Origin of the sequence: Pontibacter pamirensis (assembly GCF_010015475.1) — a bacterium.
Classification (GTDB): Bacteria; Bacteroidota; Bacteroidia; order Cytophagales; family Hymenobacteraceae; genus Pontibacter; species Pontibacter pamirensis.
The window spans coordinates 91,876-104,537 of record NZ_SSNI01000004.1; the positions used below are offsets into that span (position 1 = coordinate 91,876).

The window sequence follows — 12,662 nt, forward strand, 5'->3', positions numbered from 1 at the left end:
AGTCTTTTATCCTGATGCTACAATCCTGTTTTGGGCTAAACGCTAAAGTTTAGGTCTACGTGCTGCCGTATTTCCTCGCGTAGCTGCTCTACGCTTAGCCATTCTGCGTTGGTGCCTGAGTTATACTTAAAACCCATTTCCACCTTCTTCCCGTTGTGCGCCTTCATGAAATCCTCTGGTGCCCAGGTTGGGGTGGAGGGAAGTATAACATAATATTTGTCTAATTCTACGGTACTGAGGGAATCCGTTTCGGTTATCATCTCCTCATGCAGTTTCTCTCCTGGCCGGATTCCTATAATTTCCTGCTTACAGTTAGGACCAATAGCTTCTGCCATATCCGTGATAACGTAAGATGGTATTTTTGGTACGTATATTTCACCACCCCAATGGTGCTCCAGTGCATGAAACACCAGCTCTACACCTTCTTCAAGTGAAATATTAAAGCGTGTCATTTCGGGATGTGTGATAGGCAGCACGCCCTCTTCCCGTCTTTTAAGAAAAAATGGAACAACGGAACCTCGGGAGCCGATCACGTTGCCATAGCGTACAACAGAAAAGCGAATGTCGCGCTTGCCTTTCATGTTATTGGCTGCTACAAACAGTTTATCAGAGCAAAGTTTGGTTGCGCCATAGAGGTTAATCGGGGCGGCAGCTTTATCGGTGGAGAGTGCTACCACATCCTTTACACCACAATCCAGCGCGGCGTTAATAATGTTTTCTGCGCCCAGGATATTCGTTTTGATACACTCCATCGGGTTGTACTCAGCTGCAGGTACCTGTTTCATGGCGGCGGCATGCACAATAATGTCAACGCCCTCGCATGCTCGCTTAAAGCGCTGCCCGTCGCGCACGTCCCCGATAAAATAACGGATAGAATTGTGTTTGCTATGCGGGAAAACCTGCGACATTTCGAATTGCTTTAATTCATCGCGGGAGTAAATGACAAGGCGCTTGATGTTCGGGAAACGGGCATAAACCATCTCCACAAATTTTTTTCCAAAGGAACCTGTGCCACCTGTTATTAATATAGACTTATTATTGAGGTCTAATGCCATCTTGATTTTTTGCTTTATACGGCAGGCGTGTTTTTGTCACCTATACAGGTGCAAGATACTCGTTTTTCAGTACATCTTTAAATACAGTTACTGCTCAGGCTGCCAGTTTATCTGTCTTTTATCACCTTCATCACCACCTCCGCCAGTTCCTCTGTTAAGGCCCTTCTAGAGTAGCGGGCGTGGTTAATGGAAGGCAGGTCATGATTCGGATTAACTTTCCAGGCTTTGCTCACCTGTGTCATGTGGTCCACCATTAGGTCGTAGGCTGTATAATGGAACAGGCGGCCTGCTCCGCACTCGTCTATGATACGGTCGGTATCGGAATGAACGGGCCCCAGGCAAATAATAGGCTTGTTCGCCGCCAGGTATTCAAACAGCTTGCCCGGCACATTCGAATAAACCGTGTCCACATCGGCAATAGCGAGCAGCAGCAGGGTTGTCTCCATCATGTATTTCACTGCCTGCTCGTGCGGCACATACGGTATGAATTCTGTTATGCCCAATACACCTGCCTTTTCGATGCGCTTCTTTACCCCATCCGACACCTGGCCTACAAAGCGCAGTTTAAAGTTTACCTCGCTGTGCACCGACATCATGTGGGCGAGCACCTTCAGGAACACATCAATGTTGTAGCTTTCTGTAATAGTGCCGACGTATGTTATCAGAAGTTCATCTTTGGGCGGGTTGGACGGAAACTTGAAGTCTTCCTGGTCATATCCATTCGGAATAACATGGATTTTATCTGCATCTATGGAGACTGGCTTGTTCAGGAAAAGACGTTTTGTGTCCTCACTTGTTACGATAATAGCATCGGCCTCCTCCAGCACCTGCTGTTCATACTTTTCGTCTAAGCGCTTGGCAATTGCTGTATGATGCAACTGGTCGTAGTAGTGTATATTGGTCCAGGGGTCGCGCAGGTCAGCTATCCAGGGGAGGTTGTGCTTCTTCTTTAGTTTCAGGCCGATAAGCTGGGTAGAGTGTGGGGGACTAGTGGTTAATATCGCTTTATACTTAACGTCCTGCAGTAGTTCATCCGCCTTTTTTAGCGCATGTTTGTTCCAGCCAACGCGTGCATCCGGTATAAACAGATTGCCGCGTACGAATTTGAATACCTTATCTACCAGTGTGTCTTTACCCTTTTGGTTGGCAAAACCGCTGAACGGTATTTCTTTTTTGCCTGATATTCTTTTATAGTATTCAAAAGGCTCTGTGGTGGCTGTGCGATGCACCTCCAGCCCCTGCGGCACCTCTTTCTCGAAAGTTAAATCAAGAAGCGGATAAGAGGCCTGCTTTTCGTCTACTGTCAGCACTGTTGGCTGCACACTGAACTGCGGAAAATATTTGCAGAACTTTAAACCACGTTGTACGCCGGGTCCACCAGAGGGGGGCCAGTAATAAGAAATATATAAAATGTCAGTAATATCGGTGTTTTCCAAAGTACTTTCCTCTGCTTTGCTGTCGTCTCAAATATAAAAATAATATTACGGACCTGCGAATTTGCTGTTTCTATATATGCTTTTAGCTGCAGCTTTATGAGTGGAAGGGGAACGGTATCATGCAAATATAAATTAATAGGAATAAATGACTGTTACTTTTAAAATTTGATTCAATCATCCGAAAGATATTCTTTGAATAACTAATCTAATGTCAGAATTCTTTAGGATGGCTTTGTTATTCGTAACTTGTAATTCGTAATTAAAAGAGATATTGCTTATTTTTGTAAGTAAACCCAGAAATAGAGATGTTTGATAATTTAAGTAACAAATTAGACCAGGCTTTCAAAACGCTAAAAGGCCAGGGAAGCATTACAGAAATCAACGTGGCGCAAACCATTAAAGAGGTGCGCCGTGCACTAGTGGATGCTGACGTTAACTATAAAGTAGCCAAAACTGTAACCGATAAGATCAAGGATGAGGCGATGGGTCGCGATGTACTGATCGCTGTGTCGCCGGGGCAGCTGATGGTGAAAATTGTGCACGAAGAGCTGACAGCGTTGATGGGCGGTGAAAAACAGGACATCAACCTGAAGGGCGATCCGGCCATTATCCTGATTGCAGGTTTGCAGGGTTCCGGTAAAACTACATTTACTGGAAAGCTGGCCAGCTACATTAAAAAGCAAGGTCGCAGTGTGTTGGTGGCCGCCTGCGACGTGTATCGTCCGGCTGCGATCAACCAGCTGCAGGTGCTGGCAGGTCAGGTAGGTGTAGAGGCTTACACAGAGCTGGAAAACAAGAACCCGGTTCAGATTGCCCTCAACGCCATAGAGCATGCTAAAAAGACTAACAAGAAAGTAGTCATCATTGATACCGCCGGTCGTTTGGCTGTGGATGAGGCAATGATGAAAGAGATAGCGGAGATAAAGAACGCTGTGAAGCCAACGGAGACGCTGTTCGTTGTAGACTCCATGACAGGGCAGGATGCAGTGAATACAGCCAAAACGTTCAACGAGCGCATTAACTTCGATGGTGTGGTGCTGACTAAGCTGGATGGTGACTCTCGTGGTGGTGCTGCCCTTTCTATCCGTGCCGTAGTGGAGAAGCCGATAAAGTTTATCTCTACCGGTGAGAAAATGGAAGCGCTGGACCTGTTCTACCCGGATCGTATGGCGCAGCGTATCTTAGGTATGGGTGACGTGATTTCCCTGGTGGAGCGTGCACAGCAGGCCTTCGATGAGGATGAAGCGAAGCGCATCAACAAGAAAATCCGCAAAAACCAGTTCAACTTCGACGACTTCCTGACACAGCTGGAGCAGATCAAGAAGATGGGCGATATCAAAGACTTGGTAGGGATGATTCCGGGTGTGGGCAAAGCCTTGAAGGATGTGGAGATTGATGAAGGTGCTTTCAAACCTATCGAGGCCATCATTAAATCCATGACACCTGCCGAGCGTGAGAACCCGGACATGATTAGCGGTAGCCGCCGTCAGCGTATAGCGAAGGGGAGTGGTACCGATGTGCAGCAGGTGAACAACCTGATGAAGCAGTTCAATGACATGCGCAAGATGATGCGTTCGATGAACAAAATGGCCGGGAAACGCGGTGGTTTAGGCAATTTAGCCAACATGATTAAAAAGTAATTCCTATTCAGGAGAAGTAGTATCTTAGCATAGGGGCTGTATTTTATTTAAATGCAGCCCCTTTTGTTTTAACTCATATTCTGAAGCTGCTTTATTTCCCTTTTTTTATCGGTTGCTTAACCAGCATTATATAAGCCTGACACTATCGTCGGACTACCTTGTTCAGTATCCTTTCTTGTTCTCCTTTTGCTCCCAAGCTTCAAATCCTTTCAGGGCCTCTTCCGGCAATAGTTGCTGCATCGGAATTTTCCGTTGTTCAAGTGGCTTTTCTATTTCCTCATAAATCAGGGCATCATCGAAACCAATGCTGGCTGCATCCTCTCGGGTGTTGCCATAGTAAACATTTCTGAAACGGGCCCAGTAGATAGCCCCAAGGCACATAGGACATGGCTCGCAGCTGGTGTACAGGTCGCAATCAGAAAGGTCGAAGCAGCCAAGTGCCTGAGATGCCTTACGGATAGCGTCTACCTCTGCATGTGCAGTAGGGTCATTAGAGGAAAGCACGTTGTTAAAGCCACGGGAAATAATTTCTCCATTTCGAACCACCACGGCTCCGAATGGTCCGCCATAGCCTTGTTCCATTTTCTCTACAGAGAGGCGTATGGCTTCTTTCATAAACTTTTGCTTTTCATTCATGTGCTTTCGGGGCTGTAGATTTTAACAGGTGTGATCAGGTATGGTAAACGGTGAGAAATATCAGTTCCAGAGTATATTTCATTTACTCTAACCTTCTGTATCCGTATATATGAGTATCAGTAAGATGCCATGGTCAATATAACAATTTTCTTACATTTTGTATGCCTCCTATACGCAGCGCCTGCCCCGGGGGAGACACCTGCCATGTTACCGTTGCCAGAAACAGTGGCGCAGGATTCCATGTCTTTACTTACTAATGTGTGGGGATTACGTGAGCGCCTTCATAAAGAGGAGGGTGAGTTTCAGCCAATAAAACCGTTTGAACCTATCCGTCTGGAGTTTTATCTAGATTCGACTTACAAGCTTATCCGGCAACATAATACAGTTAACTTCTTAAATAGTATAGAAACGGTGGAATGGGGTAACTGGGAGATAAATATGGGCAGAGGCTATATTAGTGTACAGGTAACCAATGTAGATGGCCGTTCTATATTGAGCGCCATGCTCTACCGCTGGCAAATTGAGAAACTGACACCTCAGCAGTTAATTCTCAACCAAATTGGACCTGGAGAACAGCTCCTGGTTTTTGAGCGGGCTAAATGATTTATTTCTCGCAAAAATAGCTTACCCGACACTTGTGCTTTTTATCGCATACTCGCCTTGTAAGCTATCACGCTCTTGCTCTCTTAAAATAAGAGGATGATGAACTCTTTTGTTCACTCATAGTATAGTTACGTGTCATGTTATCAATGGTTTATGAATCTGCTTCTTTCATAGGCTTATTGCTTTAACCTCTCTTTTACAGGCCCTTGCGGACTTGGGCTATCCTCAAATATCTTTCAGGTAGCTCTTTCGTATCTATGGCAGTGTTTATTATGTTTTTTCAACCATTTAAATCATGAAAAGAGAATTCAAAATATATTTTATTCTGATGCTGTTTATAGGCATATCAGGCATAAGCAGTTGTACCACTACAAGGGAGCAGGAAATTGAAGATGAGTTAGGCGAGTTCAGAACTTGGGTAAGCCAAGAAACTTCTCAACTGGCTAACAGAACCAAGACAGACTGGGAACGTACCAAGCAGGATTTTCAGATGCGTACGCAGGAACTTGACCAGAAAGAAGAAGAATTTTCCGAAGAGCTGAGGGCGGAATATCAGCAACTGAAGCAGGAGTTCAGCGAAGCGAATGAGGCTTACGAGGGTGTTAGGAGTGAAGCCGTTAAGACGGAGTGGGAGCAAAATCTTCTCGGCAACTGGGCCGATATGTCCACTATAAACGCGACAAATGTGCGGGAAGCTTATATCACGTTCATGGAGAATGTTCGGGAGCAAAGAGAAAACTGGACAGATGCAGACTGGGAAATGGCCAAAATGGTACTTGAAGAACTGAACGAGCGCAAGAGTGAGATTGAAACCAATATAGATACTGAGACAGAGGTGAAAATAAAAGCCTTGCAGATGGAGTTTCGTACTCTTGAAACTGCTGCAGACGTAACTGGTGATTAAACAATAACCCGACCCTCACGCGCATCCCCATACAGCAGCGATTGCCCCAACTGATGACGATAACCGCTGAACCAGGCGAGCAGTGCATCCAGTTGATGCCAGTTTTGAGGAGTTTTGATTGAATTATACTGTAACAGGCCTTGTAGTGCCTCTGAGAAATGGGGGAGAGCTGCAAGGCTTTTTTTATATCCGGGAAGCTGTGGTAGCAACTGCCTTATCAGAGCTGAAGGATAAGTCTCTAAAACGGCTATGCCCTTTTCTGCTAACTGAAACCGTAATTTGATGGCACGTGCCGTTAAGCCACCAATAAACATTGGAGACATTGCCTGTAATTCCCTGTCAGCCTGGCGGTAGAAATAGTCTGAGGTGGGAGAGTGAGTGCTTTGGGTGTAAACCTTTGGCAGCGTGAGCGGGGCATCCAGGTAAATGACGTTAGGCTGTAGCTCCTGTACCAGTTCAAGCAACCATCTGTCAGCATCCTGCCCCTTTGCGCTTTGCCACACCTGCAGGTGCCCTTGTACCAGCATGGCTGCAGCCGTGGTGCCAGACTGTTTTGCCCCATAGTCTACGCCCATATGCTGCAGCCTATCTTCGTTCATCAGCTAGTTTAAATTTGAGTAACGCTCTCAGTACCCTGACATCTTTTCAGCATCATCAGGTTAGTAATACGGAAAAACAATTATTGCGCTGAAGACAGGAGGGCCAGCTTTGTTGGTGAAACTGTTGGAACTTCCTTGAGGTCGTAGCTCTCTATCATTTTTTTATGCAGTGTCTCCGCTCCCCAGTAGCCACTGGCAATATTGCGGCGTATGGTATAAAGCGGTTTTTCTTCATCCAGGCTGTTGGCCAGCTGGAAGGCAGCTGTGATACCCCTGTTTTGTAATTCAGCAATAGCTTCTTTATTCCAAAGGCCAAAGGGGTAAGCAAAATAGGTCACAGGCTTCCCGGTTATCTCCTCCAGCACTTTTGAAGGCTTCTCTACCTGCGTTATCCATTCCTCGTTCTTCAGCTTTTTCACATTCTGATGATCCCAGGTATGGCTGCCGATGCTGTGGCCTCTGTCTGACAGGTCCTTTACCTCTGCTCTGCTCATGTAGCGGAGACGACCTAAGGATACGGTCATAACAAAAAAGACGCCCTTGAACCCGTATTTTTCCAATTCCGGAGCGGCAACAGTGTACTGGTCCAGGTTAGTGTCGTCGAAGGTAAGCATGATAGGCTTTTCCGGCAATGGAGCCCCGGTGGTGAGGTAAGCGATCAGCTGATCAGGCAGAATAGTATGATAACCGCTGTCGGCAAGCATTTTAATATGCTCTTCAAATCGAGCAACGGGCACAATATAATCTTTCGCCTGTTTCGAATCAGTAGGTCTCCAGTCACGGATCTGGTGGTAGCACAGAATAGGTACCTGCGGACGTGCCAGCACTGTTTTAGCATCAGCCATTAAATCTATAGTCGGCAACGGTTCATCAGTTTTTATCTCAACAGACGAAACTGTGCCGGGTAAGGATGTAGTTTGTGAGTCAGGTGGGGGAACGGCAGTAGCAGGTGTATTAGCCTCATCACATGCAGCAAGAAACAAAGTGACGGAGGCAAAAGAAGTGCATAAAAAGCGGGTAATACGGGTATTCATAAGGGTATGAGATTATGATGCAAAATATTAGTTTTTGTGCATCTGCTCAAGATAATTGGCGTATTTTTATTTTAATTTATAGTTCCTTCGGGTCCTCCTGAAACTAACTGCTTGAAGGACTTTGAAATAGAAACTTTATTTGAAATACTTCACGATTCCGCCTGCCTTGGGACTCGGTATCAAGGGAAGACAGTCTTCAGCTATCGCTTTGTGTGATAATAGGAGTCTCAACTGTTATGGCATCAAACAAAAGTGCATAGCTTGATTATATTTCGCATATAATCAAGCTTAAGAAGTCAACTGCTTCTTTAACTGCTGAATGATGCGGAGGTGGTGGTCAAAATGGTCCTGCAGAAATGTGAGGGTTTGGGAGAGGGTGAGAGGACCGGCAAAAGGGTGCTTGAAAAGGCACTTATCAAGCAACTCTTCCGGTGTGTCCGTAAGTACATCTTCTAAGGTAAACCGCACATCATCCCACTCTTTGCGTAAATCAGATAATATAGCAGTATCAGGAACTGTGGCAACAGGGGCCGGCGCTTTAAACTTTCTTCCTGACTGAAGTGCCAGCTTTAGTAAAAATGACTTCACTGAGTTAGAAAAAGAAGTAGTGGGTAACTCCTCCTTTTTCTTCAGCTTATGTTGCACATAACCCATCGTCACCTTGTCTACAAGTATCAGGTGTGCTACGTGCTGGTTAAGCGACCATTTCCCCCCCGGGGCGGGTGTGTTCAGCAAGACTTCATCTAGGCCTTCCAGTTCATCGAGAAGGCGGTTGCGGGAATTCTCCAACCGAAGGTATTTCGGTTCCAGTTTTAAATTCATGAGCTCAATATGGCTATAAATTTCTGTACTCATAGTCTCGGGGTAAGAAAACATATTTTAAAGCTACAGCTATTTTCAATAAAAGCAATGTAATATATAGTAAAATATAATGTTTCTTAAATTGGATTTAAAAGATATGCACTCATTCCAGTACCCGCATTATAACTACACAGATCATATGCTTTTTTTACTTTAAGATATTGTGTCGAAATTGCATCAAATCAAATTTATAAGATGAAGAATGACCCTATAGGAACAGCCTTGGCAGATTACATGCAAGGTGCCAAAGACGCTGAGGTAGTGGTAGCCAGTAACCTGGCAGAGAATGATGTGATACCGGTGCATTATCTTTTCCGAAGTGTAAAGGAGATGCCGGAACTGGAGCTTTTAGCTTTGGAAGCTTGCAAGGGTTCTGTACTAGACATTGGAGCGGGCGCAGGCAGCCATAGCCTTGCCCTGCAGGAGCGGGGGCAGGAGGTAACTGCGCTGGATATATCGGCAGGGGCAGTAGCCGCAATGCAGCAACGGGGCGTGAAGCAGGTGCTGCACCAGGATGTGCTTGCGCTGAAAGAACAGCAGTATGATACGCTCCTGATGCTGATGAACGGCATTGGAATAGCAGGGAACCTAGTGGGGCTGGAGCGCTTTCTGGAGCATGCTAAAACCATTCTGAACCCAAGAGGTCAGATTCTGCTAGAGTCTTCTGATATCCTGTATATGTATGAAGATGAGGATGGGGGAGTACTGCTTGACCTGAACGCAGGTTATTACGGAGAAGTGAAGTATAATATGCATTATAAAACAGTGGAAACAGGTTGGTTTGATTGGCTCTTTATAGATCCAGCTATTCTGGAAGATTATGCCATCCAACACGGTTTTGCATTCGAGGTCTTATATGAAGGGGGATACGGTGAATACCTGGCAAGGCTTGTACTAGCCGAAGCATAACTGAATTAGAAGTCTTTTGATATATTCTTAGTATACATTCACTATGTCAGTTACACCTAACTCTTTTGTAACTTATCATCCAGAGCACTTGTCTACGGAAGAAACACTGCAGCGCGCGCAGGAGTTTTACCAATTTATGGACAAACGCCGCACCGTGCGCGATTTTTCAGACATGCCTGTTGCAAAAGAGGTAGTGGAACAACTCCTCTTGACTGCCTCCACAGCGCCGTCAGGTGCGCACAAGCAGCCATGGACTTTCTGTGTCATTTCTGACCCTGTTTTGAAGAAACAAGTAAGAGCAGCGGCTGAAAAAGAGGAGTTTGATTCTTACAATGGCCGCATGACACAAGAGTGGCTGGAGGATTTAGCTCCTCTGGGTACAGACTGGCAAAAGCCGTTTTTAGAGACAGCGCCTTACCTGATAGTGGTTTTTAAAAAAGCATATGATTTAAAGGATGACGGATCAAAGCGCAATAACTACTACGTTTCTGAGTCAGTTGGTATTGCTTGTGGGTTTCTGATTGCCGCCATACACCAGGCAGGTCTGGTGACGCTTACGCATACACCAAGTCCTATGAACTTCCTGACAAAGCTGCTAAAGCGCCCGGAAAACGAGCGCCCCTTTTTGCTGTTACCCGTAGGCTATCCGGCCGCTGAGGTGAAGGTTCCCAACCTGAAGCGTAAGATTTTGGAAGAGGTGACGAGTTGGTATGGCCCAAAATCAGAAAATAATGCTGCTAAACCTTTATAACAATTTACATGCATCGTGATGGCTGGTGTACCGTAATAGAAAGCAATAGTGTCTGTTGCATACATGCAAAAACAGCTGCACAGGCTTCATTATAAAATTTTATTTAAGCACATGAAAGAAGGATTCAAAACAGGATGGGACATCACAAAAAGAACTTTTAAAGAGTTTGCCGATGACAGACCGCTGGATTATGCCGCCATCATAGGCTTTTATACCATCTTTTCTATGCCGGCAGTACTTATTATCACCATCAGGATTGCAGGTGCAGCTTTCGGGGAGGAAGCAGTTAGAGGAGAACTGGTGCAGCAGATCGGAGGTATCATTGGTCGAAGTAGCGCTGAGCAGATACAAAGTATCATAGAAAATGCCAGCCAGTCTGAATCAAGCGCTATTGGGACTTTTATTGGGATTGCCACCATGATATTTACAGCCACTACCGTTTTTGTTGCCTTGCAGGATTCTATCAACGCAATGTGGGAGGTGAGAGCCAAACCTGAAAGAGGATGGTGGAAGCTTGTGATAGACCGTTTGCTTTCACTGGCCCTGGTCGTCAGTTTTGGCTTTTTGCTGCTGGTGACACTTGCTGTAGATATTGTTTTAGGTGTGATAGATGATTACCTGCGACAGGAAATGACTGGCGTGGCCGTTTATTTTATGACAACTGCCAACATTATCGTTTCCATCTCTATCAGTATACTTATTTTTGCGGCCATCTTCAAAGTACTTCCCGATGCAGAAATCAGGTGGCGTAATGTTTGGGTTGGGGCTTCCGTAACGGCTGTGTTATTTGTGTTAGGAAAGTATGTTCTTAATATATATTTCCAGCATGATCCGCTTTCTGACACATATGGTGCTGCGGGTTCTTTGGTGCTGATTCTTGTGTGGGTTTATTATGCTTCAATCATTTTCCTGCTGGGGGCAGAGTTTACGCAGGTGTACTCCCGTGTGCATGACAAAGGTATCAAACCTCAGGAACACGCCGTGAAAGTGGAAACCACGGAAATAGAAACAGAACAATAATCGGTAATACGATGCATGTAGCTCGTAGCACGACGAGCGAAAGGGTTTTAAAGTGGTGGTAAGGCTAAGCTGGCTTAGCAATATCCATAGTTATAGTCAACGCTTGCGCTAGGGAATAAAGATATACACTAAAAGAAAAAAAGCGAAGCACCTGTGAAGGGCTTCGCTTTTGCTTTACATAAATCCAGCTTTTTTAAGCTTTCTGATACATAACTTGCTTAACGGCCTCAATGGTACGCTCAATGTTCGGAAGCGATGCTTCGATCAAGGTAGGAGCATAAGGAAGCGGCACATCGCGGCAGGTTACGCGCTTCACCGGGGCATCCATATAATCAAAAGCGTTGCTTTGGATGTGGTAGGCCAGTTCAGCAGAGATGGAAGCCAAAGGCCATGCTTCTTCTACCACTACCATGCGATTTGTCTTTTTAACAGACGCAACCAGCGTTTTATAATCTATCGGGCGAACTGTGCGCAGGTCAATGACCTCCGCATTTACACCGTCTTTAGCCAATTCGTCGGCAGCAGCAAGTGCTACTTTCATCATCTTGCCAAAAGAAACGATCGTAACATCAGTTCCTTCGCGCTTGATGTCAGCCACTCCGATTGGAATCAGGTACTCTTCTTCAGGCACTTCCCCTTTGTCTCCGTACATCTGCTCCGACTCCATAAAAATTACAGGGTCATTATCCCTTATACAGGTTTTCAGAAGTCCTTTGGCATCGTAAGGGTTAGAAGGCACCACCACTTTCAGGCCTGCTGTGTTGGCAAACCAATTCTCAAAGTTCTGGGAGTGCTGCGAAGACAGCATACCGGCGCTACCAGTCGGGCCACGGAAAACCATAGGAGCACTGTACTGCCCACCAGACATGGACATTATTTTTGCGGCAGAATTTATTACCTGGTCTATTGCCACCAAAGAGAAGTTGAAGGTCATAAACTCAATGATAGGACGCAGGCCGTTTATAGCAGCACCCACACCAATACCGGCAAAGCCAAGTTCCGCAATGGGAGTGTCTATTACACGCTCCGGACCAAACTCATCCAGCATGCCCTGGCTCACTTTGTAAGCCCCATTATAATCAGCTACTTCTTCACCCATCAGAAATACGCGCTCATCGCGGCGCATTTCCTCTTGCATGGCTTCGCGGAGAGCCTCTCTAAATTGTATACTTCGCATATATGATGTTTTATATCTTTTGTCAGAAGGTAAAATT

General features: G+C 45.6%; 13 protein-coding genes. 6 read left to right on the forward strand and 7 right to left on the reverse strand.

Going from position 1 to position 12,662, the window contains the following annotated elements; all coding sequences use genetic code 11:
• Window positions 1-35 precede the first annotated feature (35 nt).
• Entirely contained in the window at window positions 36-1,055 is a 1,020-nt protein-coding gene (gene pseB / locus E1919_RS05600) for a UDP-N-acetylglucosamine 4,6-dehydratase (inverting) (protein WP_162052375.1), read from the reverse strand.
• Between the two features lie 107 nt (window positions 1,056-1,162).
• Window positions 1,163-2,491 (reverse strand): glycosyltransferase family 4 protein, encoded by a 1,329-nt coding sequence (locus E1919_RS05605; RefSeq protein WP_162052376.1) that lies wholly within the window; start codon window positions 2,489-2,491, stop codon window positions 1,163-1,165.
• Window positions 2,492-2,796: 305 nt separating this feature from the next.
• On the opposite strand from E1919_RS05605, the gene ffh reads away from it, so the two are divergent.
• Window positions 2,797-4,131, forward strand: a complete 1,335-nt coding sequence (gene ffh / locus E1919_RS05610; protein ID WP_162052377.1) for a signal recognition particle protein — start codon at window positions 2,797-2,799, stop codon at window positions 4,129-4,131.
• A 162-nt stretch (window positions 4,132-4,293) separates the two neighbouring features.
• Here the strand turns inward: ffh and E1919_RS05615 are convergent, their stop codons facing one another.
• The gene (locus tag E1919_RS05615) at window positions 4,294-4,767 is read right to left on the reverse strand and encodes a nucleoside deaminase (protein ID WP_162052378.1); all 474 of its coding nucleotides are present in this window, start codon (window positions 4,765-4,767) and stop codon (window positions 4,294-4,296) included.
• A 129-nt stretch (window positions 4,768-4,896) separates the two neighbouring features.
• On the opposite strand from E1919_RS05615, the gene E1919_RS05620 reads away from it, so the two are divergent.
• Window positions 4,897-5,370, forward strand: coding sequence for a hypothetical protein (locus tag E1919_RS05620; RefSeq protein WP_162052379.1), 474 nt, complete (start codon window positions 4,897-4,899; stop codon window positions 5,368-5,370).
• A gap of 295 nt (window positions 5,371-5,665) precedes the next feature.
• Window positions 5,666-6,274 carry a hypothetical protein gene (locus E1919_RS05625; protein WP_162052380.1) on the forward strand — a complete coding sequence of 203 codons (609 nt, stop codon included), beginning with the start codon at window positions 5,666-5,668 and terminating at the stop codon, window positions 6,272-6,274.
• Here the strand turns inward: E1919_RS05625 and E1919_RS05630 are convergent.
• The 3 genes from E1919_RS05630 to E1919_RS05640 all read right to left on the reverse strand — a co-directional run bounded on the left by E1919_RS05630 (window position 6,271) and on the right by E1919_RS05640 (window position 8,729).
• A complete protein-coding gene (locus E1919_RS05630) occupies window positions 6,271-6,873 on the reverse strand; it encodes a DUF429 domain-containing protein (protein ID WP_162052381.1) in 603 nt (200 codons plus the stop codon). The genes E1919_RS05625 and E1919_RS05630 overlap by 4 nt on opposite strands.
• Before the next feature lie 80 nt (window positions 6,874-6,953).
• Window positions 6,954-7,907 carry a polysaccharide deacetylase family protein gene (locus tag E1919_RS05635; protein WP_162052382.1) on the reverse strand — a complete coding sequence of 318 codons (954 nt, stop codon included), beginning with the start codon at window positions 7,905-7,907 and terminating at the stop codon, window positions 6,954-6,956.
• A 288-nt stretch (window positions 7,908-8,195) separates the two neighbouring features.
• Window positions 8,196-8,729 carry a DinB family protein gene (locus E1919_RS05640; protein WP_162052502.1) on the reverse strand — a complete coding sequence of 178 codons (534 nt, stop codon included), beginning with the start codon at window positions 8,727-8,729 and terminating at the stop codon, window positions 8,196-8,198.
• A gap of 234 nt (window positions 8,730-8,963) precedes the next feature.
• Between E1919_RS05640 and E1919_RS05645 the strand changes: the two genes are divergently transcribed.
• The 3 genes from E1919_RS05645 to E1919_RS05655 all read left to right on the forward strand — a co-directional run bounded on the left by E1919_RS05645 (window position 8,964) and on the right by E1919_RS05655 (window position 11,448).
• Window positions 8,964-9,677, forward strand: a complete 714-nt coding sequence (locus E1919_RS05645; protein ID WP_162052383.1) for a class I SAM-dependent methyltransferase — start codon at window positions 8,964-8,966, stop codon at window positions 9,675-9,677.
• A gap of 43 nt (window positions 9,678-9,720) precedes the next feature.
• The gene (locus E1919_RS05650) at window positions 9,721-10,428 is read left to right on the forward strand and encodes a nitroreductase family protein (RefSeq protein WP_162052384.1); all 708 of its coding nucleotides are present in this window, start codon (window positions 9,721-9,723) and stop codon (window positions 10,426-10,428) included.
• A gap of 111 nt (window positions 10,429-10,539) precedes the next feature.
• Window positions 10,540-11,448 (forward strand): YihY/virulence factor BrkB family protein, encoded by a 909-nt coding sequence (locus tag E1919_RS05655; protein WP_162052385.1) that lies wholly within the window; start codon window positions 10,540-10,542, stop codon window positions 11,446-11,448.
• A gap of 193 nt (window positions 11,449-11,641) precedes the next feature.
• Here the strand turns inward: E1919_RS05655 and E1919_RS05660 are convergent, their stop codons facing one another.
• Entirely contained in the window at window positions 11,642-12,625 is a 984-nt protein-coding gene (locus tag E1919_RS05660) for a pyruvate dehydrogenase complex E1 component subunit beta (protein WP_162052386.1), read from the reverse strand.
• Between the last annotated feature and the right edge of the window lie 37 nt (window positions 12,626-12,662).

Bases quoted from the DNA above. Each gene is read 5' to 3' on its own strand.
- pseB (WP_162052375.1), bottom strand. From the start codon at position 1,055: ATGGCATTAGACCTCAATAATAAGTCTATATTAATAACAGGTGGCACA.
- ffh (WP_162052377.1), top strand. From the start codon at position 2,797: ATGTTTGATAATTTAAGTAACAAATTAGACCAGGCTTTCAAAACGCTA.
- E1919_RS05615 (WP_162052378.1), bottom strand. From the start codon at position 4,767: ATGAATGAAAAGCAAAAGTTTATGAAAGAAGCCATACGCCTCTCTGTA.
- E1919_RS05620 (WP_162052379.1), top strand. From the start codon at position 4,897: ATGGTCAATATAACAATTTTCTTACATTTTGTATGCCTCCTATACGCA.
- E1919_RS05625 (WP_162052380.1), top strand. From the start codon at position 5,666: ATGAAAAGAGAATTCAAAATATATTTTATTCTGATGCTGTTTATAGGC.
- E1919_RS05630 (WP_162052381.1), bottom strand. From the start codon at position 6,873: ATGAACGAAGATAGGCTGCAGCATATGGGCGTAGACTATGGGGCAAAA.
- E1919_RS05635 (WP_162052382.1), bottom strand. From the start codon at position 7,907: ATGAATACCCGTATTACCCGCTTTTTATGCACTTCTTTTGCCTCCGTC.
- E1919_RS05640 (WP_162052502.1), bottom strand. From the start codon at position 8,729: ATGAATTTAAAACTGGAACCGAAATACCTTCGGTTGGAGAATTCCCGC.
- E1919_RS05645 (WP_162052383.1), top strand. From the start codon at position 8,964: ATGAAGAATGACCCTATAGGAACAGCCTTGGCAGATTACATGCAAGGT.
- E1919_RS05650 (WP_162052384.1), top strand. From the start codon at position 9,721: ATGTCAGTTACACCTAACTCTTTTGTAACTTATCATCCAGAGCACTTG.
- E1919_RS05655 (WP_162052385.1), top strand. From the start codon at position 10,540: ATGAAAGAAGGATTCAAAACAGGATGGGACATCACAAAAAGAACTTTT.
- E1919_RS05660 (WP_162052386.1), bottom strand. From the start codon at position 12,625: ATGCGAAGTATACAATTTAGAGAGGCTCTCCGCGAAGCCATGCAAGAG.